Genomic DNA, 25,000 nt, shown 5'->3' with positions numbered 1-25,000 from the left:
GATTGTAGGCTGAAACTCGCCTACATGAAGCTGGAGTTGCTAGTAATCGCGAATCAGCATGTCGCGGTGAATACGTTCCCGGGCCTTGTACACACCGCCCGTCACACCATGAGAGTTGGCAATACCCAAAGTGCGTGATCTAACTCGCAAGAGAGGAAGCGCCCTAAGGTAGGGTCAGCGATTGGGGTGAAGTCGTAACAAGGTAGCCGTAGGAGAACCTGCGGCTGGATCACCTCCTTTCTATGGAGAAATGAAACAACAAGATGTTTGTTTCGTAAATCTTAAAAGATACTGGTTTAACTAGTCTGTTCAATTTTGAGAAACCATGTTTCTCAAAATTAATTTACTGTTAGAAGTAAGCAGTACGAGGAAACGACGAATGAGCAACGGAGCGTATGATATACGTGAGTAGCATAACGAGGAAGTTGACGTAGTAATGCTAAGTTTATAACTATAAATTTTGTTCTTTGAAAATTGCACATGAATTATATATAACTTCAAAACATATTGAGAAGTAAGCCAAGAAATATTCTTAAGTGAGAATCCAAATTTTAATTTGGTAATTCGAACTTACAACTCTGAAGTAATTAAGGGTTGTTGCGAAAATATTAAATGCAAAACTTTGAAAATTTTTGACTGATAGGTTACGAAGTTTAATATAGCTTAGTATAAGGAAACAAGAAAGATACGAAATGAACAGTACTTATGTACGTGAATGAATAGATTTCATAGTTGACGAAGTAATAAGATATAGTAAACGAGTAAAGGTCAAGCTACAAAGGGCGCATGGTGAATGCCTTGGCATCAGGAGCCGATGAAGGACGTGATAAGCTGCGATAAGCTTCGGGTAGGCGCACATAGCCAGTGATCCGGAGATTTCCGAATGTGGGAACACACATGGGAAACCCCATGTATCGTATAGTGAATACATAGTTATACGAGGGTAAACCTAGGGAACTGAAACATCTAAGTACCTAGAGGAAGAGAAAGAAAAATCGATTTCCTAAGTAGCGGCGAGCGAAAGGGAAAGAGCCCAAACCAAAGATTTATCTTTGGGGTTGCGGACAGAACATTAACGAGAAGTCGTGATTAACCGAACACAACTGGAAAGTTGGACCGTAGGAGGTAATAGTCCTGTAGGTGAAAGTCAAGATAATCAAGTTCTGATCCAGAGTACCACGAGACACGTGAAACCTTGTGGGAAGCAGGGAGGACCACCTCCCAAGGCTAAATACTACCTGATGACCGATAGTGAAGCAGTACCGTGAGGGAAAGGTGAAAAGAACCCCGGGAGGGGAGTGAAATAGAACCTGAAACCGTGTGCCTACAACCGGTCAAAGCCCCTTATGAGGGTGATGACGTGCTTTTTGTAGAACGAGCCAACGAGTTACGGTATGTAGCAAGGTTAAGTACTTAAGGTACGGAGCCGAAGGGAAACCGAGTCTTAATAGGGCGACTAGTTGCATGCCGTAGACCCGAAACCGGGTGACCTATCCATGGCCAGGTTGAAGCGAGGGTAAAACTTCGTGGAGGACCGAACCACGTTGCTGTTGAAAAAGCATGGGATGAGCTGTGGATAGCGGAGAAATTCCAATCGAACTCGGAGATAGCTGGTTCTCCCCGAAATAGCTTTAGGGCTAGCGTCGGATATGTGTAGTGGAGGTAGAGCACTGAATGGGCTAGGGGGCATATCGCTTACCGAACCTTATCAAACTCCGAATGCCATATACATTAAGTCCGGCAGTCAGACTACGAATGATAAGATCCGTGGTCAAAAGGGAAACAGCCCAGACCGTCAGCTAAGGTCCCAAAGTGTAAGTTAAGTGGAAAAGGATGTGGGATTTCTAAGACAACTAGGATGTTGGCTTAGAAGCAGCCACTCATTTAAAGAGTGCGTAATAGCTCACTAGTCGAGAGATCCTGCGCCGAAAATGTACCGGGGCTAAACTTACCACCGAAGCTACGGATTTGCAAGTAATTGCAAGTGGTAGGGGAGCGTCGTAATCGGGCTGAAGTCGTACCGGAAGGAGCGGTGGACTGATTACGAGTGAGAATGTTGGCATTAGTAGCGAGATGTAGGTGAGAATCCTACAGGCCGAATATCTAAGGTTTCCTCAGGAAGGCTCGTCCGCTGAGGGTTAGTCGGGACCTAAGCCGAGGCCGAAAGGCGTAGGCGATGGACAATCGGTTGATATTCCGATACCACTACCATCGTTATTATCGAGGGTGTGACGGAGAAGGATAGTGTGTGCTAGCGATTGGAAATGCTAGTCTAAGCGTTTAGGAAGTTACGGTAGGCAAATCCGCTGTAACAATTCTGAGGCGTGATGGGGAAGGTCATTAAGACCGAAGTACATGATTCCATGCTTCCAAGAAAAGCATCTAGAGAGAGAAGTAGTGCCCGTACCGCAAACCGACACAGGTAGATGAGGAGAGAATCCTAAGGCCGGCGGAAGAATTGCAGTTAAGGAACTAGGCAAATTGACCCCGTAAGTTCGCGAGAAGGGGTGCCTGCGAGAGCAGGCCGCAGAGAATAGGCCCAAGCAACTGTTTAGCAAAAACACAGGTCTCTGCTAAAGCGTAAGCTGATGTATAGGGGCTGACGCCTGCCCGGTGCTGGAAGGTTAAGGGGAACACTTAGCGCAAGCGAAGGTGTGAACTTAAGCCCCAGTAAACGGCGGCCGTAACTATAACGGTCCTAAGGTAGCGAAATTCCTTGTCAGGTAAGTTCTGACCCGCACGAATGGCGTAATGACTTGGGCACTGTCTCAACTGCAAATCCGGCGAAGTTGTAGTGCGAGTGAAGATGCTCGCTACCCGCGATTGGACGGAAAGACCCCGTAGAGCTTTACTGTAGCTTAGCATTGAATTCCGGTATTGTCTGTACAGGATAGGTGGGAGACTGGGAAACTAGGGCGTCAGCCTTAGTGGAGTCAACCTTGGGATACCACCCTGACAGTACTGGGGTTCTAACAGGACGCCATGAATCTGGTGACTGGACATTGTTAGGTGGGCAGTTTGACTGGGGCGGTCGCCTCCTAAAAAGTAACGGAGGCGCCCAAAGGTTCCCTCAGAACGGTCGGAAATCGTTCGTAGAGTGCAAAGGCAGAAGGGAGCCTGACTGCGAGACCTACAAGTCGAGCAGGGACGAAAGTCGGGCTTAGTGATCCGGTGGTACCTCGTGGGAGGGCCATCGCTCAACGGATAAAAGCTACCTCGGGGATAACAGGCTGATCTCCCCCAAGAGTCCACATCGACGGGGAGGTTTGGCACCTCGATGTCGGCTCGTCGCATCCTGGGGCTGTAGTAGGTCCCAAGGGTTGGGCTGTTCGCCCATTAAAGCGGCACGCGAGCTGGGTTCAGAACGTCGTGAGACAGTTCGGTCCCTATCCGTCGCGGGCGTAGGAAATTTGAGAGGAGCTGTCCTTAGTACGAGAGGACCGGGATGGACTGACCTCTGGTGCACCAGTTGTTCTGCCAAGAGCATGGCTGGGTAGCTAAGTCGGGAAGGGATAAACGCTGAAAGCATCTAAGCGTGAAGCCCCCCTCAAGATGAGATTTCCCATAGCATAAGCTAGTAAGACCCCTTGAAGAACACAAGGTTGATAGGTCAGAGGTGGAAGTGCGGTAACGTATGTAGCTGACTGATACTAATAGGTCGAGGGCTTGACCAATAATATAAGATAATTCATGTGCAATTTTGAGATAACAATCTCCAAAAAAACTCACTCAACAAAGTTGAGGAGTACAAAGTTTTAATTAAATCGAAGATTTAGAAAACCATAGCATCTGGTGATGATGGCGTAGAGGAAACACTCCTTCCCATTCCGAACAGGACAGTTAAGCTCTACAGCGTCAATGGTACTGCATGGGTGACCGTGTGGGAGAGTAGAACGTTGCCAGGTAAAGTATGCGCTATTAGCTCAGTTGGTAGAGCACCTGACTCTTAATCAGGGTGTCCCCGGTTCGAACCCGTGATGGCGCACCAAAAGTCTTAACTTATATAAGTTAAGACTTTTTTTATGTGTGCCTAGCATGGGTAACAACTTGACGGTGAAAGTCCGTTATAGGTTTGGTAGTGGGAACCACTAGCCAATGACAAGGATATCTACTGTGAGGTAGAATCTGAAGGAAGTCGGAGGCAAAGTCTTGGTCTGAGGGATACGAAGTACATACAAGGCTTACTAAAGTCGGACGAGTTTGCAATACAAAACAAAGTCCAACACTACCCAAAACTTTAGGAGTAAATGTAGCAGATATATGAGATGAAGGTTGTTGTTCTTAATATATTAACACCCTATGAGTTTGAGGTTACTATTATTGCAGAGAGAGGATTTAAAAGTATTGATTTATTTAAATTTATAGATGAAACCCTTAAATGGAAATATTGTATTAGATGTACTAAAGATATGGGAATATCCATTGCCGGAAAAAGAAAAATTAAAAAACTAGATGATATAACTTCAAGAAAAGGATTTACAAAATATTTTTATAATATTAAGTTAACAGCACAAGAATATGTATGTAATATGGCAGTATGTACAGCAGAAGAGTCTGAAGATGTCTGGTTTATTGCTAATAATATTTCTGAATCTTATGCAATAAGGGAATAAAAAAAGATTTAATATTGAAGAAATGTTTAGGGATTTTAAAAGTGCTGGATTTGACCTAGAAGACACCTGGAGCAATGATATTCAATATACTAAAATGTTGTATTTTTGTGTTTGTATAGCTTATTGATACATAATATCACTTGGAGTTTCTTGTAGGAAAGATAAGAAAAATAAATTATTAGGAGCAACTAAAAATATTAAAGGAAAGAAATTTAGAGTATATAGTTTATTTAATTCTGGTATTAAATGGTTTAAAAGAGCATATTATTCATGCAGGAAAAAGTATTATTTAAAAACTTGCTTTATCATATATCAATGATAGTTGAAGTAAAAGTATTGACAAATTAGGTATAATAAAAATAGAATTCTTAATTTACTTATTTATACTTAATTTAAATTAAATAAAATTATATATATTTTTAAAATTTATCAACAATGTTAATATATTTAAACTATTAACAGTTTAATGTTATTTAAATAATTTATTCTGTGTATAATTTAAATTAAATGTGGAAAAACTAATAAAAATTATATATATAAATAGGTAAAAAATAAATTTTAAAATTAATAAAAAAATTTTAAAAAATATGTTGACATATGTAGAACAACCCTATATAATAAGTAATTGTTGAGAGACAAATAAATAAAAATATCTGGTGATGATGGCGTAGAGGAAACACTCCTTCCCATTTCGAACAGGACAGTTAAGCTCTACAGCGTCAATGGTACTGCATGGGTGACCGTGTGGGAGAGTAGAACGTTGCCAGGTAATATGGTTTACTAGCTCAGTCGGTAGAGCACTTGACTTTTAATCAAGGTGTCCGGGGTTCGATTCCCCGGTAAGCCACCAAAAATCACTTCTATTATGGGAGTGATTTTTTAATAGGAAACTTGCTTAGCATAATATAAATAAAAGGAAAAGGTATTTATACCTTTTCCTTTTTTAATATTTGTAAAATATCATTTTTTATAAAATTTAGAAATTTTTTTATAGAGTTCCAATCATCTTTAAGAGAAGTTTCTTCAGTTTGTGAAAAGAAACCACCTTTATAACAAGACATTATAAAAAACAATAGTCCTAAGTTTATATATATATCTTTAAAATCTGCAATAAATAAATCACTTATACCTATAAAATCTAAACTACCTCCATAAAATAATTTATCTATTAAGGAACATAAAGCACCTGAAAATATAAATATAAAACACAGATCCGTCCAAAAGTTTTTAATATTTTTATATTTTAAATATCTATATAATTCTAAAAATAATATTAATGCTATTCCATTAATAATAATTAATAATGAAAATCCAATATTAAAATTGAATCTAGCATTTAACCAAGAACCTTGAGTATTTATTATAGGATTGAAATATAAAAATTCAGGAATTATTTCTAAATAAGAATGAAAGAAATTGATTTTTATTATTAGTTTTAAACCTTGATCTAATAACATTAAGATAAAAAATATAATGATTAATATTTTAGTATTTACTCCATATATGTTTTTTATACTGTACATATATATAATCCAACCAACAAAAGCAAATAAAAAAATTAAAGAAAGATTTAAGATAAGAGTATATAAATCATTTACTCTTCCACTAAATACTTCAAATAAAAAATATATCAACCACATAATTGGTAATATTCCAATTGTAATAATTTTATCTTTATTAATTATATTTTTCATGAGTTCCTCCTATTAATATGTTTTAATTATAGCTTTATTTTATCATAATAAATATTATAATTCACCATATTAGCAATTATTTGAAAAAAGTTGGTATAATAAATGTATGAGAGTTTATATTATGAATATGAAAGAGGAGGGTATTATATATGTTAACTATTTTTGCTGTATCAGATTCAATTGGAGAAACTTCTGAACAAGTGGCACAAGCTGCAGCAAGTCAATTTTCAGAAGATGTTGAGGTAAAAAGAATACCTTATGTTAAAAGTTTAGAAGATGTTGAAGAAGTTATGACTGAGATTAAGAATTATAATTATGTAATGATTGTATCAACAATTATTACGGTAAATGTAAGAGAGTATTTAACTCAAAAGTGTGTGGAAAATAATATATCAGTTGTAAATGTATTAGGACCTATCATAAATATTGCATCATCAATTTTAAAAAAGCATCCCAAATATAATCCAGGAGCAATGTGGAAAACTGATGAAGTTTATTTTAAAAGAATTGAGGCAATGGAATTTGCTATTCAATATGATGATAGCAAGGATTATAGAGGATTGAAAAATGCTGATGTAGTGTTAGTTGGATTATCTAGAACATCAAAGACACCATTATGTATATATTTAGCTAATAAGGGAATTAAGGCAATTAATATTCCTTTAGTTCCTGAAGTAGATGTACCTAAGGAACTATTTGAAATAGATAAACATAAAGTATTTGGATTAACAATAAATCCATTACAATTAATAGAAATAAGAAAGAGAAGATTAGATAAATTTCATAGAATACCTTCAAATATTGAATATGCTGGAGATGCCAGAATTTTAGAGGAGTTTGACTTTGCAGATAAGATTATTAGAAAGTTGGGTTGTAGAACTATAGATGTTACACAAAGAGCAATAGAAGATACTGCGCTTATAATTATTAATTCATTGGGATGTGATAAATAATATAGGGGCTAAAAATTATGAAGTTGGGGTTGGTTTTAGCTGGTGGTGGAGCAAGAGGAGCTTATCAAATAGAAGTTTGGAAAGCACTTGCTAAATTAAAAATAGAGAAATATATAAAGGTTGTATCAGGAATATATATATAGAGGTGTTAAATACAATATTATTTTTACAGGGAGATATAAAGTTAGCAGAAGAAATTTGGTGTAATGTAACAAGTAAATAAATTTTACTACTAGATGAAAAAGATTTAATTTTAAAGGGAGTTTTATTTTATTTGGGATCTAAAAATATGACATTTACAAAGAAATATTTACCTATACTTGTTAAAGAAGGGATATATAGTAAATTAAAATATTGATGAATGTGTTTAAGAGTGTTAATATGCGCCCAAGGAGTGATATTAATGAACAGTAAACACATAACAAATTATAAACCAAAAGATTTTGCTGAATTACTTGGAGTGAGGAACATTGTCAAGGCAGGGACTAGAGAATATATTAAAGAAAATTGATTTTAATAAAATTAAGAATTTAAATATAAATGGATATGCAACATGTACTAGTATTTCGGAAATAAGGGTAAAGTATTTTGAATTTAATGGAAATTCAACTGAGGATATAAAAAATATATTGTATGCAACTTCAGCAGTACCATTAATATATGATTCAGCTATAATTAATAATGTTAGCTATTTAGATGGTGGAATTGTAGATAATGTACCTATACAACCAGTATATGGAGAGGGTTATGATGTTATAATAGTAGTTAAGTTATCTGTAGATAGTTATATTGACATAGAGAAATATCCTAATACTAAAATAATAGAAATTAATTCTTTGGAGTCAGAGGAGGCTGACTTAAGAGGAATGATGAATTTAATAAGGATATTATTAAGCAAAGAATGGCAAAGGGGTATATGGATACTATGTATAAGTTTCAACCTGTCATGCAATTAGCACGAAAAATAGATAGTGATGAAATAAAATCAAAAGAAAATTTAATAAATAATATAAAGAGTATATTTAAATAAAAAAGAAAATAATATTTTAATATTAAGGTAAATTAGTAATAAAATATAATAAGCTAATCTACCTTAATTTTTTTATTAAAAAGTATTGACATAAAAAATATATGATGTTAATATTAAAAAATCGCTGAGTAAAATATACTAAACAATTTATATAATAGAAATTGTTGACAGTTTAATTTTAAAGTGATATTATAAATATTGTCGAATTCATAAATTTAAACAAGTTTTTTAAAAAAATTGTTGACAAATGTCGAATGAGATGATAAGATAAAGAAGTCGCTTGGGTGCGACAGAGTAAATGGTCTTTGAAAATTGAACAGAATATAGTTAAAGTAAACCAGCAATTCTTTTAAGGGTCTTAAAAAACAAGACTCAAAGTAATTTGAGCAAATGATTAAACTTTTTAGTGAGAGTTTGATCCTGGCTCAGGACGAACGCTGGCGGCGTGCCTAACACATGCAAGTCGAGCGAGTGAATCTCCTTCGGGAGTGAAGCTAGCGGCGGACGGGTGAGTAACACGTGGGCAACCTGCCTCATAGAGGGGAATAGCCTTTCGAAAGGAAGATTAATACCGCATAAGATTGTAGCTTCGCATGAAGTAGCAATTAAAGGAGCAATCCGCTATGAGATGGGCCCGCGGCGCATTAGCTAGTTGGTGAGGTAACGGCTCACCAAGGCGACGATGCGTAGCCGACCTGAGAGGGTGATCGGCCACATTGGGACTGAGACACGGCCCAGACTCCTACGGGAGGCAGCAGTGGGGAATATTGCACAATGGGGGAAACCCTGATGCAGCAACGCCGCGTGAGTGATGACGGCCTTCGGGTTGTAAAGCTCTGTCTTCAGGGACGATAATGACGGTACCTGAGGAGGAAGCCACGGCTAACTACGTGCCAGCAGCCGCGGTAATACGTAGGTGGCGAGCGTTGTCCGGATTTACTGGGCGTAAAGGGAGCGTAGGCGGACTTTTAAGTGAGATGTGAAATACCCGGGCTCAACTTGGGTGCTGCATTTCAAACTGGAAGTCTAGAGTGCAGGAGAGGAGAATGGAATTCCTAGTGTAGCGGTGAAATGCGTAGAGATTAGGAAGAACACCAGTGGCGAAGGCGATTCTCTGGACTGTAACTGACGCTGAGGCTCGAAAGCGTGGGGAGCAAACAGGATTAGATACCCTGGTAGTCCACGCCGTAAACGATGAATACTAGGTGTAGGGGTTGTCATGACCTCTGTGCCGCCGCTAACGCATTAAGTATTCCGCCTGGGGAGTACGGTCGCAAGATTAAAACTCAAAGGAATTGACGGGGGCCCGCACAAGCAGCGGAGCATGTGGTTTAATTCGAAGCAACGCGAAGAACCTTACCTAGACTTGACATCTCCTGCATTACCCTTAATCGGGAAAGTTCCTTCGGGGACAGGAAGACAGGTGGTGCATGGTTGTCGTCAGCTCGTGTCGTGAGATGTTGGGTTAAGTCCCGCAACGAGCGCAACCCTTATTGTTAGTTGCTACCATTTAGTTGAGCACTCTAGCGAGACTGCCCGGGTTAACCGGGAGGAAGGTGGGGATGACGTCAAATCATCATGCCCCTTATGTCTAGGGCTACACACGTGCTACAATGGCAAGTACAAAGAGACGCAATACCGCGAGGTGGAGCAAAACTCAAAAACTTGTCTCAGTTCGGATTGTAGGCTGAAACTCGCCTACATGAAGCTGGAGTTGCTAGTAATCGCGAATCAGCATGTCGCGGTGAATACGTTCCCGGGCCTTGTACACACCGCCCGTCACACCATGAGAGTTGGCAATACCCAAAGTGCGTGATCTAACTCGCAAGAGAGGAAGCGCCCTAAGGTAGGGTCAGCGATTGGGGTGAAGTCGTAACAAGGTAGCCGTAGGAGAACCTGCGGCTGGATCACCTCCTTTCTATGGAGAAATGAAACAACAAGATGTTTGTTTCGTAAATCTTAAAAGATACTGGTTTAACTAGTCTGTTCAATTTTGAGAAACCATGTTTCTCAAAATTAATTTACTGTTAGAAGCAAGCAGTACGAGGAAACGACGAATGAGCAACGGAGCGTATGATATACGTGAGTAGCATAACGAGGAAGTTGATGTAGTAATGCTAAGTTTATAACTGTAAATTTTGTTCTTTGAAAATTGCACATGAATTATATATAACTTCAAAACATATTGAGAAGTAAGCCAAGAAATATTCTTAAGTGAGAATCCAAATTTTAATTTGGTAATTCGAACTTACAACTCTGAAGTAATTAAGATTTGTTGCGAAAATATTAAATGCAAAACTTTGAAAATTTTTGACTGATAGGTTACGAAGTTTAATATAGCTTAGTACAAGGAAACAAGAAAGATATGAAATGAACAGTACTTATGTACGTGAATGAATAGATTTCACAGTTGACGAAGTAATAAGATATAGTAAACGAGTAAAGGTCAAGCTACAAAGGGCGCATGGTGAATGCCTTGGCATCAGGAGCCGATGAAGGACGTGATAAGCTGCGATAAGCTTCGGGTAGGCGCACATAGCCAGTGATCCGGAGATTTCCGAATGTGGGAACACACATGGGAAACCCCATGTATCGTATAGTGAATACATAGCTATACGAGGGTAAACCTAGGGAACTGAAACATCTAAGTACCTAGAGGAAGAGAAAGAAAAATCGATTTCCTAAGTAGCGGCGAGCGAAAGGGAAAGAGCCCAAACCAAAGATTTATCTTTGGGGTTGCGGACAGAACATTAACGAGAAGTCGTGATTAACCGAACACAACTGGAAAGTTGGACCGTAGGAGGTAATAGTCCTGTAGGTGAAAGTCAAGATAATCAAGTTCTGATCCAGAGTACCACGAGACACGTGAAACCTTGTGGGAAGCAGGGAGGACCACCTCCCAAGGCTAAATACTACCTGATGACCGATAGTGAAGCAGTACCGTGAGGGAAAGGTGAAAAGAACCCCGGGAGGGGAGTGAAATAGAACCTGAAACCGTGTGCCTACAACCGGTCAAAGCCCCTTATGAGGGTGATGACGTGCTTTTTGTAGAACGAGCCAACGAGTTACGGTATGTAGCAAGGTTAAGTACTTAAGGTACGGAGCCGAAGGGAAACCGAGTCTTAATAGGGCGACTAGTTGCATGCCGTAGACCCGAAACCGGGTGACCTATCCATGGCCAGGTTGAAGCGAGGGTAAAACTTCGTGGAGGACCGAACCACGTTGCTGTTGAAAAAGCATGGGATGAGCTGTGGATAGCGGAGAAATTCCAATCGAACTCGGAGATAGCTGGTTCTCCCCGAAATAGCTTTAGGGCTAGCGTCGGATATGTGTAGTGGAGGTAGAGCACTGAATGGGCTAGGGGGCATATCGCTTACCGAACCTTATCAAACTCCGAATGCCATATACATTAAGTCCGGCAGTCAGACTACGAATGATAAGATCCGTGGTCAAAAGGGAAACAGCCCAGACCGTCAGCTAAGGTCCCAAAGTGTAAGTTAAGTGGAAAAGGATGTGGGATTTCTAAGACAACTAGGATGTTGGCTTAGAAGCAGCCACTCATTTAAAGAGTGCGTAATAGCTCACTAGTCGAGAGATCCTGCGCCGAAAATGTACCGGGGCTAAACTTACCACCGAAGCTACGGATTTGCAAGTAATTGCAAGTGGTAGGGGAGCGTCGTAATCGGGCTGAAGTCGTACCGGAAGGAGCGGTGGACTGATTACGAGTGAGAATGTTGGCATTAGTAGCGAGATGTAGGTGAGAATCCTACAGGCCGAATATCTAAGGTTTCCTCAGGAAGGCTCGTCCGCTGAGGGTTAGTCGGGACCTAAGCCGAGGCCGAAAGGCGTAGGCGATGGACAATCGGTTGATATTCCGATACCACTACCATCGTTATTATCGAGGGTGTGACGGAGAAGGATAGTGTGTGCTAGCGATTGGAAATGCTAGTCTAAGCGTTTAGGAAGTTACGGTAGGCAAATCCGCTGTAACAATTCTGAGGCGTGATGGGGAAGGTCATTAAGACCGAAGTACATGATTCCATGCTTCCAAGAAAAGCATCTAGAGAGAGAAGTAGTGCCCGTACCGCAAACCGACACAGGTAGATGAGGAGAGAATCCTAAGGCCGGCGGAAGAATTGCAGTTAAGGAACTAGGCAAATTGACCCCGTAAGTTCGCGAGAAGGGGTGCCTGCGAGAGCAGGCCGCAGAGAATAGGCCCAAGCAACTGTTTAGCAAAAACACAGGTCTCTGCTAAAGCGTAAGCTGATGTATAGGGGCTGACGCCTGCCCGGTGCTGGAAGGTTAAGGGGAACACTTAGCGCAAGCGAAGGTGTGAACTTAAGCCCCAGTAAACGGCGGCCGTAACTATAACGGTCCTAAGGTAGCGAAATTCCTTGTCAGGTAAGTTCTGACCCGCACGAATGGCGTAATGACTTGGGCACTGTCTCAACTGCAAATCCGGCGAAGTTGTAGTGCGAGTGAAGATGCTCGCTACCCGCGATTGGACGGAAAGACCCCGTAGAGCTTTACTGTAGCTTAGCATTGAATTCCGGTATTGTCTGTACAGGATAGGTGGGAGACTGGGAAACTAGGGCGTCAGCCTTAGTGGAGTCAACCTTGGGATACCACCCTGACAGTACTGGGGTTCTAACAGGACGCCATGAATCTGGTGACTGGACATTGTTAGGTGGGCAGTTTGACTGGGGCGGTCGCCTCCTAAAAAGTAACGGAGGCGCCCAAAGGTTCCCTCAGAACGGTCGGAAATCGTTCGTAGAGTGCAAAGGCAGAAGGGAGCCTGACTGCGAGACCTACAAGTCGAGCAGGGACGAAAGTCGGGCTTAGTGATCCGGTGGTACCTCGTGGGAGGGCCATCGCTCAACGGATAAAAGCTACCTCGGGGATAACAGGCTGATCTCCCCCAAGAGTCCACATCGACGGGGAGGTTTGGCACCTCGATGTCGGCTCGTCGCATCCTGGGGCTGTAGTAGGTCCCAAGGGTTGGGCTGTTCGCCCATTAAAGCGGCACGCGAGCTGGGTTCAGAACGTCGTGAGACAGTTCGGTCCCTATCCGTCGCGGGCGTAGGAAATTTGAGAGGAGCTGTCCTTAGTACGAGAGGACCGGGATGGACTGACCTCTGGTGCACCAGTTGTTCTGCCAAGAGCATGGCTGGGTAGCTAAGTCGGGAAGGGATAAACGCTGAAAGCATCTAAGCGTGAAGCCCCCCTCAAGATGAGATTTCCCATAGCATAAGCTAGTAAGACCCCTTGAAGAACACAAGGTTGATAGGTCAGAGGTGGAAGTGCGGTAACGTATGTAGCTGACTGATACTAATAGGTCGAGGGCTTGACCAATAATATAAGATAATTCATGTGCAATTTTGAGATAACAATCTCCAAAAAACTCACTCAACAAAGTTGAGGAGTACAAAGTTTTAATTAAATCGAAGATTTAGAAAACCATAGCATCTGGTGATGATGGCGTAGAGGAAACACTCCTTCCCATTCCGAACAGGACAGTTAAGCTCTACAGCGTCAATGGTACTGCATGGGTGACCGTGTGGGAGAGTAGAACGTTGCCAGGTAAAGCATCTAGTTTAATACTAGATGCTTTTTTTTATTGTGTGCCCAGCATGGGCAACAACTTGACGGTGAAAGTCTGTTGTGGGATTGGTAGTGGGAACCACTAGCCAAGGACAAGGGTGTCCATTGTGAGGTGGAATCTGAAGGAAGTCGGAGGCAAAGTCTCGGTCTGAGGAACACGAACTACATACAAGGTTTACTAAAGTCGGATGAGTTTGCAATACAAAACAAAGTCCAACACTACCCAAAACTTTAGGAGTAAATGTAGCAGATATATGAGATGAAGGTTACGGACTTAGGATTGAAAAGCCTAACACATAAGTATATTAAAATTTATTAAACTTAAAGAACCGCCGTATACTAGGTCGGTATGCACGGTGGTGTGAGAGGACGGATTTCCTCCTACTCGATTTCAAAAATATTTTTGATAGAGTAAAAGTATGTTATGCTTTTATTGGGTGATTTAGTGAAAATTTATTAGAGCGTAAAAAATTGTATAAAGTAATCTTGCATTAGCTAAGGGGATGTCGCATTAAGAAAATACTACAATATATTATATTAATTTTTATTTTTTAAAACAATATATTGTGTATAAAATTTTTAGTGCGACAGCCTCTTTTTAAATTTAAGAATTAATAAAATTTACAATAAATCAAAAATCATTTTATATTGTTATAAAAAATATCATAAAAACATATATTTAAAATAAAATAGTGTAAGAAATATGATAGGTAAAAAATGGAATATGGTGCAAAGATATGGACAAATAATAAGAATAAAGGTACATAAACTACAAATTTCAACACAAATAAAAATAATAATTAAATAACTAAAAGGAATTATTAAATTAAATGTCGCTTAAAAGAAGTTGAAGCGTATAAATGTTTAATGGTAGAATTATATAATAAAGGAATTAAATTCTATATTATTTAATAAAGTAGAATTAGAAATGAGGGGGTATTTACATGAGAGGAGAAAATGGAGTAGCTGTTAAGAAAAGTAGTACCAAAAAGACTATTGAAGATGTTAAATCAATAAATAAAAACAATAATAAAAAAAGTTTAGATAATAAAAAAGTAAGTAGAACAATACGAAAAAAGGTAAAATGTGAATTAACTTCGGAAAATATTGATTTATTTCATGAAGGAAAGCATTATGAGTCATATGGATTTATGGGAGCACATTGTGTTTCTGAAAAGAGAAAAAAGGGTGTAAGATTTACAACTTGGGCTCCAAGAGCAAAAAGAATGTATGTAGTAGGAGACTTTTCTGATTTTAAAATAAAAGATGAATATGAAATGGAAAAGGTATCAGATAAAGGTATATGGAGTATATTTATTGAAGGTCTTAATGAAGGCGAAAAATATAAATATGCAGTAGAAAATATATATGGACATTATAATTTAAAGTCAGATCCATATGCATTTAAATCAGAAAATAGACCTAATACAGCATCTATTGTTGGAGAAACTGATAAATATAAATGGAATGATAAAAGTTGGATGTTAAAAAGAAAAAGATTTAATATGTATGAAAGTCCAATTAATATTTATGAAATGCATTTGGGCTCATGGAAAACAAAAGATGAAAAGTTTTTAACATATAGAGAGATTGCAGAACAACTACCAAACTACTTAGTTGATATGGGATATACTCATGTAGAAATATTACCAATAATAGAGCATCCATTAGATGCATCTTGGGGGTACCAAGGTGTAGGGTATTATTCTGTTACTAGTAGATATGGAAATGCAAATGACTTTAAATACCTTATTGATGAACTTCATAATGCAGGAATAGGAGTAATATTAGATTGGGTACCAAGCCATTTTTGCAAAGATTCTCATGGTTTATATATGTTTGATGGAACTCCAACTTATGAATATGATGAAGAATGGAAAAGAGAAAATAAGGGATGGGGCACATGTAATTTTGATTTAGGAAAACCAGAAGTTAAAAGTTTTCTAATTTCAAATTTATTTTTTTGGATAAGAGAATTTCATATAGATGGTATTAGAAATGATGCTGTTTCCAATATGCTATATTTAAGTTATGGAAGAGAAAATGATGAATGGCATCCTAATATTTATGGTGAAAATGGAAATTTAGAAGCAATACAATTTATAAAAGATTATAATTCAGCAATTCATGAAGAATTTCCTACTGTAATGACTATTGCAGAAGAATCTACAGCATGGGCTAAAATTTCAAAACCAGTTGAAGAAGATGGTTTAGGATTTAACTTTAAATGGAATATGGGATGGATGAATGATACATTAAAATATATTGAGGAAGATCCTATATATAGAAAATATCATCATAATAAGATGACATTTTCTATGGCTTATCACTATTCAGAGAACTTTATATTATCTATTTCACATGATGAAGTTGTGCATGGAAAAGGAGCTCTTGTTAATAAAATGTGGGGAGATTATTGGAATAAGTTTGCTGGATTGAGACTTTATTTAGCTCATATGATTGGACATCCAGGGAAAAAGTTAATTTTTATGGGGTCAGAATTTGGACAATTTGAAGAATGGAATGAGGATAAGCAATTACAGTGGAACTTAATTGAAGAATTTGAAATGCATAAAAAAACACAGTTATTCTTTAAGGACATGAATCATTATTACAAGGAACATAAGGCATTATGGGAGAATGATTATAATCTTGAAGGATATAAGTGGATTGATCCAGATAATTCTGAAGAAAGTATATATTCTTTTATTAGAATGGATAAGAAAAATAAAGAATCTTTAATATTTGTATGTAATTACACACCTGTTGTTAGATATGATTTTAGATTAGGTGTTCCAGAGTTAGGGAAATATGTACAAGATTTTAATACAGATAGTGAAATTTATGGAGGTTCAGGACAAACTATTGATGAAGTTTTAATTGCAGAAGAAGTGACATTTAATAATCAACCATACTCTATAACAATAAAGGTTCCACCAATGGCGGCTATTATTTTAAAAAAAATGAATAATAATTCTAAATAGGGAGTGTGAATAGATGAAAGTATTGTTTGCAGCATCAGAAGCGCATCCATTTATTAAGACTGGTGGTTTAGGAGATGTGATGGGGGCATTACCTCAATCTTTAGCAAACCTAGGTGTAGATGCAAGGGTAGTAATACCAAAGTATAAAAATATAAAGGATGAACTAAAGCAAAATTTACAATTTATAAAATGGTTTACAGTTCCTGTTGGTTGGAGAAATCAATATTGCGGAGTTTTCCAATATAAATATAAAGATGTTGTTTATTATTTTATAGACAACGAGTACTATTTTAATAGGGATGGTCTATATGGCTATTATGATGATGGAGAAAGATTTGCATTCTTTAATAGGGCAGTTTTGGAATTTATTAAAGAAATAGATTGGAAACCAGATTTAATTAATTGTAATGATTGGCAAACAGGAATGGTACCAGTACTATTAAATTTAGAATATAAAAATGACAAATTTTATTCTAAAATGAAAACTGTATTTTCTATTCATAATTTATTGTTTAAGGGCAATTTTATACCTCAAGTTTTACCAGAATTATTTGGATATGATTATATGCCATTAGCTAATGGCAGTCTTGAATTAAATGGAATGGTAAGTTTTTTAAAGGGTGGAATTAATTATTGTGATGAAATTACAACAGTAAGCAATACTTATGCAGAAGAAATAAAAACTCAACAAGGTGGTGAAGGCCTTGATGGATTACTTAGAAGTAAAAGTGAAATTTTAAAGGGAATAGTAAATGGAATAGATTATGAAGAATTTAACCCTGAAGAGGACAAATTCATTTTTAAGAATTTTAACTGCAATAATATAAAAGATAAGATTGAAAATAAATTATCGCTTCAAAAGGAATTAGGATTACCACAAAAAGAAGATACTCCTATGATTGGATTAATATCAAGATTAACGCATCAAAAAGGATGTGATTTAATTGTAAGTATTATTGATAGGCTTCTTCAAAAGGATATACAATTTGTTGTTTTAGGAACCGGAGATTATTGGTATGAAGAAACATTTAAAAACTTGCAATATAGATATCCAGATAAGGTTTTAGCAAATATTAAATTTGATAATGTATTAGCTCATAAAATATATGCAGGAACGGATATGTTTTTAATGCCTTCATTATTTGAACCTTGTGGATTAGGACAATTAATTTCTTTAAGATATGGAGCAATACCTATTGTAAGAGAAACTGGAGGATTAAAAGATACAATATCTCCATATAATGAATATACTGGAGAAGGAAACGGATTTGGATTTAAAAATTTCAATTCAAATGAATTAATGCAAATAACTGAATATGCATTGAAGATCTATAAAGATAAGGATGCTTGGAAAAACATAATAAGACAAGCCATGAATTCAGATAACAGTTGGGATAAATCAGCTATACAATACAAGAAGTTATATGAAGGATTAGTTAAAACACCTTAATGGATACAAGCTATTAGGAGGTAGATATATGCTATCAATAGATAAGAATTCATTTAAAAGAGATTATAACAATAAATTCGTTCAATTACATGGTAAGGAATTAAAAGAAGGAAGTAATCAACAAAAATATGAAGCATTAGGCAGTTTGGTTAGAGATTATGTAATTAGTACTTGGATGGATACTAATAAGCGATATAATCAAACTGGACAAAAGCAAGTATACTATTTCTCAATGGAATTCTTATTAGGAAGGTTATTAGGTGATTTTCTTTTAAATTTAGGAATAAGAGATATTTGTAGAGAAGCATTAAGTGAACTAGGAATTGAGCTTGAAGAAATTGAGAGCTTAGAACATGATCAAGGCTTAGGTAATGGAGGTCTTGGTAGATTAGCAGCATGTTTTTTAGATTCAATGGCATCATTAAATATTGCAGGGCATGGGTGTGGAATAAGATATAAATATGGATTTTTTGAACAAAAAATAGTTGACTGTCAACAAGTTGAGGCATCTGATAATTGGCTAAGAGAAGGTAATGTGTGGGAGATTAAAAAGCAGGACAAGGCCGAAATAGTAAAATTCGGGGGAAGTATAATTTCAGATTATGTTAATGGAAAACTTACATTTACACATGTGAATTATGAGCCTGTATTAGCTGTTCCATATGACACCCCTATAGTTGGATATGAAAATGAGGCGGTAAATACATTAAGATTATGGAGTGCAGAACCTGTATCAAATGAATTTGATTTTTCATCATTTAGTAGAGGAGAATTTTTAAAGGCTATATCTTATAAAAATTCTGTAGAAGCAATTTCTTTGGTTTTATATCCAGAAGATTCTTTTTATGAGGGAAAAATGTTAAGGTTAAAACAACAATACTTTTTTGTATCAGCAGGAATACAAAGTATTGTAAGGCATTATAAGAAGCATAATGGAGATATAAATTTATTAGATGAAAAAATAGCAATTCATATTAATGATACACATCCAACATTGGCTATACCTGAGTTAATGAGAATATTATTAGATGAAGAAGGGTTATCTTGGGAAACTGCATGGAGAATAACTCAAAATACAATTTCATATACTAATCATACAATTTTGGCAGAAGCCTTAGAGAAATGGCCCATTGATATGTTTAAGGGATTGCTACCAAGAATTTATATGATTATTGAAGAAATAAATAGAAGATATTGTGAAGAACTTTGGAATAAATATTTAGGACAATGGGATAAGATATCTAGGATGTCTATTATAGGGGATGGATATGTAAGAATGGCTAATTTAGCTATAGTAGGAAGCCATAGTGTTAATGGAGTTGCTAAACTTCATACAGAAATTTTAAAGAAAAGAGAAATGTCTGATTTTTATTATTTATATCCATCTAAGTTTAACAATAAGACTAATGGAATCACTCATAGGAGATGGTTAATTAGATCTAATCCTAAATTAACAAATCTTCTAATAGATACAATTGGAGATAGCTTTATAAAACATCCAACAGATTTAGAAAATTTTAAAAATCACTTAGATGATTCAGGGGTATTACAAAAACTTGCTCAAATAAAGAAAGATAATAAAGAAAGATTAGCAAAAGAAATATATAAAACTAATGGAATAATTATTGATACTAATTCAATTTTTGATGTTCAAATAAAAAGAATACATGCTTATAAGAGACAAACTTTAAATTGTTTAAGAATAATGGATCTTTATAATAAATTAATTGAAAATCCAAATTTAGATATATTACCTAGAACCTTTATATTTGCAGGAAAAGCAGCTCCAGGATATTATTTAGCTAAAAATATAATTGAATTAATATGTAGGGTAGCAGAAACCATAAATAATGATCCTAGAGTAAATGATAAAATTAAGGTTGTAATGCTTGAAAATTATCAAGTATCTTTAGCAGAAAAGATAATTCCTGCAGCTGATTTAAGTGAACAAATATCAACTACAACTAAAGAAGCATCTGGTACATCTAATATGAAATTTATGATGAATGGTGCAATTACAATAGCAACTTTAGATGGTGCTAATATAGAAATAAAAGATGAGGTTGGAGAGGATAATATTATTATTTTTGGATTAAATGCAGAAGAAGTTCTTAGTTATCATAAACATGGTGGGTATTCTGCATGGGAAGTTTGTAATAATGATCCTAAGCTAAAAAGAGTAACTGATGACTTGATTAATGGTAAGTATTGTAGTGATAAAGATAGATTTAGAAGCATATATGAAAATTTATTAACTTATAATGATGAATTTTTTGTACTAAAGGATTTTGAATCTTATTTAAAAGCTCAAAATAGAGTTAATGAACTTTATAAGAACCAAAACAAATGGCAAAAAATATGTGGAATTAATATAGCTCATTCAGGTATATTTTCATCAGATAGAACTATTAAGGAATATGCAACTGGAATTTGGGGATCTACAGTAATATATAAGAATTTATAGGAGGAATGTGAATTTGGATGATATACAAATTTTCCATGACTCACATAATATTAAATTAAGAAGCCCTTTTGGAGCGGTTATTACAGGGACTAAAGTAAAAATTAGATTATGGACTAGTAAAAGATGTGCAGCTTATATTAGTTTAATTAATTTTTATAATAATCAAATAGAACTTCAAATGAATGAATTAGGTTGGAATGAAGAAATAAATAATTGGATTTATGAAACTGAAGTAGATACTAGTAATTCTTTTGGCTTAATATATTATCATTTTAGAATAAATTATTATGGTAGAAATATTATATATGGTAATAACATAGAAGCATTAGGTGGAGTTGGACAAGTATATTTTAATGATCACAAAAGTTATCAAATAACTATATATTCTAATGAAAAAGTACCAAATTGGTATAAAGAGGGGATTATATATCAAATATTCGTAGATAGATTTTTTAATGGTGAAGAAGAGGGAAAAGTATTAAATCCTAAAAAAAATACTTTTATATATGGAAGATGGGATGATGAGCCTATGTATATAAAAGATATTAATGGAAATATAGTTAGATGGGATTTTTATGGAGGTAATCTTTTAGGGGTAATTAAAAAGTTAAAATATATAAAATCTTTAGGCATTAGCACAATATATCTTAACCCAATATTTGATTCACCAAGCTGTCATAAATATGATACAGGTAATTATGAAAAAATTGATTCTATGTTTGGAGATGAAAATATATTTAAGGAATTGTGTAGTAAAGCAGAGAAGTTAGGTATAAAGATCGTATTGGATGGGGTTTTTAGTCATACAGGAAGTGATAGTAAATATTTTAATAAGTTTGGGAATTACGATTCTTTAGGAGCCTATCAATCTTTACAATCACCATATTATAGATGGTATATATTTAATGATTATCCAAATTTATATGAGTCATGGTGGGGATTCTCTAATATGCCTAATGTTGATGAGTTAAATCCTAGTTATTTAGATTATATTATTAGGCAAGATAATTCAATAATAGAAAAATGGTTAAAGCTTGGAGCTAGTGGGTGGAGGTTAGATGTTGCTGATGAGCTTCCAGATGAATTTATTAAGATTTTAAAGAAAAAACTTAAAGACGTAAAAGAAGATGGCATTTTAATTGGTGAGGTATGGGAGGATGCATCTAACAAATTTAGTTATAACAGAAAGAGAGAATACTTATTTGGAAATGAATTAGATTCTGTTACCAATTATCCTTTAAGGCAAATTATTTTAGATATAGTTAGAGGATTTATAGGAAATAGTTATTTTATAAAAAAGTATATGTCTCTTAAAGAAAATTATCCTAGGGAATATTTTTATTCAACTATGAATATATTAGGAAACCATGATACTGAAAGGGTATTAACAGTTTTAAATAATAATGTTAGTTTATTAAAATTAGCAGTTATAATTCAAATGACATTGCCAGGAGTTCCATTGATATATTATGGAGATGAAGCGGGATTGTTAGGAAAAGGTGATCCTAGTAATAGGAAAACATATCCTTGGGGAAAAGAAAACAAAGAAATATTAGATTTTTATATGAGCATAGTAAAAATTAGAAGTACAGAAAATGCTCTAAAAAATGGGGAGATAAAATTTTTAAAGCTTCCAAATGAAATTTTAGGATATGAAAGACTGTATAATAATGAAAAAATAATAGTTGTAGTAAATACAATAGAAATGGAAGAAAATATATTCTTAAGTGAAATTAATAGTAATAAAAATATCATTGATTTAATTAATAGTGAAAAAAAATATGAAATAAAAGATGGAAAATTAAAGTTAAATTTAAAAGGACATGAATATAAAATTTTAAAGGTTCTATAAAAAATAGGGCACTTTTATCAAAATAAAGTGCCTTATTAAATCATTTACTTGTAAAATATTGAATTAATTAATATTGAAAATGTTAGTTTAACATTAATATATAACTAACAAATAAAAATTAATGAGGAATTCATTTATATAAAAAAATATAGTTAAATAATAAATTTAACATAAATAAGAAAATGTAATTTAGTAATGCAATAAAATATTGTAGTTTATTAAATTAAGAGGGGATGGGGAGAATAGTGAGAAAAAAAGAAATGGTTGCTATGATATTAGCAGGAGGACAAGGGTCAAGATTAGGCGTATTAACAAAAAAATTAGCTAAGCCGGCAGTTCCATATGGGGGAAAATATAGAATTATAGATTTTCCATTAAGTAATTGCTCAAATTCAGGAATTTATTCTGTTGGAGTTTTAACACAATATAAGCCATTAGAATTAAATGCTCATATTGGGATAGGAACTCCTTGGGACTTAGACAGAAGAGATGGGGGAGTAAGCATACTACCACCATATCAAGAAGAAAAGGGTGGTAACTGGTATAAGGGAACAGCAAATGCTATTTATCAAAATATAGAATTCGTTGATAGATATGATCCTGAATATGTATTAATTTTATCAGGAGATCATATATATAAAATGGATTATGATAAAATGCTTCAATTCCACAAGGAAAAAAATGCTGAAGCAACTATTGCAGTAATAGAAGTTCCTATGGAAGAGGCTTGTAGATTTGGAATAATGAATACTAATGATGATTTATCTATATATGAGTTTGAAGAAAAGCCAGCTAATCCTAAGAGTAATATGGCATCAATGGGTGTTTATATATTTAACTGGAAGGTTCTAAGACAAGCATTAAAGGATGATGAAAAAGATAAGGAATCAAGTAATGACTTTGGTAAAAACATAATTCCTAAGCTGTTAAATGAAGGTAGAAAGTTAGTTGCATATCCATTTAAGGGATATTGGAAAGATGTTGGTACAATCAGCAGCCTTTGGGAAGCAAATATGGATTTATTAAAAAGAGAAAGTGGATTAAATCTTTATGATGATGATTGGAAGATTTATTCTGTAAGTCCAGTAAGACCTGCTCAATATATAGGAAAAGATGCAAATGTTAAGAATTCATTAGTTGTTGAAGGATGTACAGTTCATGGAAAAGTAGAGAATTCTGTATTATTTGAAGGTGTATATATTGGGAAGAACACTGTTATTAAGGACTCTGTAATTATGACAGATGCTAAGATAGGAGATAATGTAGTTATTAATAAAGCTATTATAGGTGGAGAAGCAAAGATTAGAAAAGACTGCAAGATAGGAGATGGTGAAAAAATATCAGTTATAGCATCAAAAGAAGATGTTAAAAGTGGCAGTGTAATAAAGGCAATGGATGTTTAATATAAGGGGGTAGATGAGAAGATGAATAACTGTATTGGTATAATTAATTTAGATGAAAATGAAAAAAAAACAACGGAGTTAACAAGACATAGGCCATTAGCATCTTTACCTATAGCTGGTAGATATAGAGTGGTTGATTTCATTTTATCAAATATGACTAACTCAGGTATAGAAGCAATAGGAATTTTTACAAAGAATAATTCAAGATCATTAATGGACCATTTAACAAATGGAAAACCTTGGGATATATATCGTAAGAAAGATGGATTAAAGGTATTTAACTTTAGTGATGAACCTCCAGTACATGATGATGTTCATAATTTTTTAGATAACATTGATTATTTTGATCGTAGCAAAAAAGAGTATACGTTAATCTGTTCTTCATATATGATTTGTAATATAGATTATAATGACTTAATTAAGTATCATATTGAACAAGGAAATGATGTAAGTGTTGTTTATAAGAATGTTAAGCATGTAGAAGAAAACTTTATAGATTGCCAAGTATTGAATTTAGATGAAAATTCAAGAGTTATTGGTGTTGGAGAAAATGTTGGATTAAAAAATAGTGCTAATATTAATATGGAAATGTATATAATGAAAACAGATCTTTTTATTGATATGATATATGAATGTATTAGAGGTGGAAGATATAAAAAGATTAAAAATTATATTAATGGAAATATAGATAAATTAAAAGTTGGAGCATATGAATTTGAAGGGTATCTAGCTTGTATAAATTCTATAAATGCATATTTTGATGCAAATATGGATTTTTTAAATGAGAAAGTAAATAAAGAGTTATTCTATAGTAAGTTCCCAATATATACAAAACCAAAGGATGCTTGCCCAACTCAATATACTGTAACAAGTAATGTTATAAATTCTATAATTGCTAATGGTTCCTATATTGAAGGAGAAGTTAAGAATTGTGTTATAGGAAGAAATGTTTATAT

The 25,000-nt window shown here is 35.1% G+C and carries 11 protein-coding genes, 2 tRNA genes and 7 rRNA genes (2 of these 20 cut by a window edge); 19 read left to right on the top strand and 1 reads right to left on the bottom strand.

Translation table 11 applies throughout. The features are described 5' to 3' along the window. The 7 genes from ACUN06_RS12945 to ACUN06_RS12915 all read left to right on the top strand — a co-directional run. Nucleotides 1-240 (top strand): 16S ribosomal RNA (locus tag ACUN06_RS12945); it begins 1,276 nt to the left of the window's first position. Nucleotides 241-766: 526 nt separating this feature from the next. Then, a 23S ribosomal RNA gene (locus tag ACUN06_RS12940) occupies nucleotides 767-3,674 on the top strand. A 114-nt stretch (nucleotides 3,675-3,788) separates the two neighbouring features. Beyond that, a 5S ribosomal RNA gene (gene rrf / locus ACUN06_RS12935) occupies nucleotides 3,789-3,905 on the top strand. A 7-nt stretch (nucleotides 3,906-3,912) separates the two neighbouring features. After that, nucleotides 3,913-3,988, top strand: a tRNA-Lys gene (locus ACUN06_RS12930). A gap of 277 nt (nucleotides 3,989-4,265) precedes the next feature. Further along, on the top strand, nucleotides 4,266-4,613 hold the full coding sequence (locus tag ACUN06_RS12925) for a hypothetical protein (protein WP_291736958.1): 348 nt from the start codon (nucleotides 4,266-4,268) through the stop codon (nucleotides 4,611-4,613). 652 nt (nucleotides 4,614-5,265) lie between these two features. Further along, nucleotides 5,266-5,382 (top strand): 5S ribosomal RNA (rrf, locus tag ACUN06_RS12920). The 16S, 23S and 5S rRNA genes sit together here with 2 tRNA genes alongside, the layout of an rRNA operon. A 5-nt stretch (nucleotides 5,383-5,387) precedes the next feature. Then, nucleotides 5,388-5,463, top strand: a tRNA-Lys gene (locus ACUN06_RS12915). A gap of 76 nt (nucleotides 5,464-5,539) precedes the next feature. Here ACUN06_RS12915 and ACUN06_RS12910 read toward each other — a convergent pair. After that, nucleotides 5,540-6,307 (bottom strand): signal peptidase II, encoded by a 768-nt coding sequence (locus ACUN06_RS12910; RefSeq protein ID WP_291736754.1) that lies wholly within the window; start codon nucleotides 6,305-6,307, stop codon nucleotides 5,540-5,542. Between the two features lie 149 nt (nucleotides 6,308-6,456). On the opposite strand from ACUN06_RS12910, the gene ACUN06_RS12905 reads away from it, so the two are divergent. The 12 genes from ACUN06_RS12905 to glgD all read left to right on the top strand — a co-directional run. Then, a complete protein-coding gene (locus ACUN06_RS12905) occupies nucleotides 6,457-7,260 on the top strand; it encodes a pyruvate, water dikinase regulatory protein (protein ID WP_449389926.1) in 804 nt (267 codons plus the stop codon). A 17-nt stretch (nucleotides 7,261-7,277) separates the two neighbouring features. Further along, nucleotides 7,278-7,403 (top strand): patatin-like phospholipase family protein, encoded by a 126-nt coding sequence (locus ACUN06_RS12900; protein WP_294370010.1) that lies wholly within the window; start codon nucleotides 7,278-7,280, stop codon nucleotides 7,401-7,403. A gap of 327 nt (nucleotides 7,404-7,730) precedes the next feature. Beyond that, nucleotides 7,731-8,216 carry a patatin-like phospholipase family protein gene (locus ACUN06_RS12895; RefSeq protein WP_449389925.1) on the top strand — a complete coding sequence of 162 codons (486 nt, stop codon included), beginning with the start codon at nucleotides 7,731-7,733 and terminating at the stop codon, nucleotides 8,214-8,216. Nucleotides 8,217-8,692: 476 nt separating this feature from the next. Next, nucleotides 8,693-10,208 (top strand): 16S ribosomal RNA (locus tag ACUN06_RS12890). Between the two features lie 526 nt (nucleotides 10,209-10,734). Continuing rightward, nucleotides 10,735-13,642: ribosomal RNA gene (locus tag ACUN06_RS12885) — 23S ribosomal RNA — on the top strand. A 113-nt stretch (nucleotides 13,643-13,755) separates the two neighbouring features. After that, nucleotides 13,756-13,872, top strand: a 5S ribosomal RNA gene (rrf, locus tag ACUN06_RS12880). 963 nt (nucleotides 13,873-14,835) lie between these two features. Then, a complete protein-coding gene (gene glgB / locus ACUN06_RS12875) occupies nucleotides 14,836-16,875 on the top strand; it encodes a 1,4-alpha-glucan branching protein GlgB (RefSeq protein ID WP_291734389.1) in 2,040 nt (679 codons plus the stop codon). Nucleotides 16,876-16,888: 13 nt separating this feature from the next. After that, the gene (gene glgA, locus ACUN06_RS12870) at nucleotides 16,889-18,325 is read left to right on the top strand and encodes a glycogen synthase GlgA (RefSeq protein WP_291734392.1); all 1,437 of its coding nucleotides are present in this window, start codon (nucleotides 16,889-16,891) and stop codon (nucleotides 18,323-18,325) included. A 28-nt stretch (nucleotides 18,326-18,353) separates the two neighbouring features. Beyond that, a complete protein-coding gene (locus ACUN06_RS12865; protein WP_294161643.1) occupies nucleotides 18,354-20,789 on the top strand; it encodes a glycogen/starch/alpha-glucan phosphorylase in 2,436 nt (811 codons plus the stop codon). 13 nt (nucleotides 20,790-20,802) lie between these two features. Further along, complete coding sequence (locus tag ACUN06_RS12860) at nucleotides 20,803-22,641, top strand: glycoside hydrolase family 13 protein (RefSeq protein ID WP_449389924.1); 1,839 nt, start codon at nucleotides 20,803-20,805, stop codon at nucleotides 22,639-22,641. Between the two features lie 245 nt (nucleotides 22,642-22,886). After that, nucleotides 22,887-24,044: a glucose-1-phosphate adenylyltransferase gene (locus tag ACUN06_RS12855; RefSeq protein WP_291734398.1), complete on the top strand. Its 1,158-nt coding sequence runs from the start codon at nucleotides 22,887-22,889 to the stop codon at nucleotides 24,042-24,044. Nucleotides 24,045-24,065: 21 nt separating this feature from the next. Further along, nucleotides 24,066-25,000 carry the 5' portion of a glucose-1-phosphate adenylyltransferase subunit GlgD gene (glgD, locus tag ACUN06_RS12850; RefSeq protein ID WP_291734400.1) on the top strand. It continues 172 nt past the right edge of the window, so only the first 935 of its 1,107 coding nucleotides appear in the window; it begins with the start codon at nucleotides 24,066-24,068; the stop codon falls past the right edge of the window.

The sequence above is a fragment of the Clostridium sp. ETTB3 genome (assembly GCF_053571985.1).
The sequence above is the reverse complement of the archived record's forward strand: the minus strand, read 5'-3'. Positions and strand labels throughout refer to the sequence as shown.

Excerpts from the sequence above, each read along its gene's own strand:
- ACUN06_RS12925 (WP_291736958.1), top strand. The coding sequence starts at position 4,266 with ATGAAGGTTGTTGTTCTTAATATATTAACACCCTATGAGTTTGAGGTT.
- ACUN06_RS12910 (WP_291736754.1), bottom strand. The coding sequence starts at position 6,307 with ATGAAAAATATAATTAATAAAGATAAAATTATTACAATTGGAATATTA.
- ACUN06_RS12905 (WP_449389926.1), top strand. The coding sequence starts at position 6,457 with ATGTTAACTATTTTTGCTGTATCAGATTCAATTGGAGAAACTTCTGAA.
- ACUN06_RS12900 (WP_294370010.1), top strand. The coding sequence starts at position 7,278 with ATGAAGTTGGGGTTGGTTTTAGCTGGTGGTGGAGCAAGAGGAGCTTAT.
- glgB (WP_291734389.1), top strand. The coding sequence starts at position 14,836 with ATGAGAGGAGAAAATGGAGTAGCTGTTAAGAAAAGTAGTACCAAAAAG.
- glgA (WP_291734392.1), top strand. The coding sequence starts at position 16,889 with ATGAAAGTATTGTTTGCAGCATCAGAAGCGCATCCATTTATTAAGACT.
- ACUN06_RS12865 (WP_294161643.1), top strand. The coding sequence starts at position 18,354 with ATGCTATCAATAGATAAGAATTCATTTAAAAGAGATTATAACAATAAA.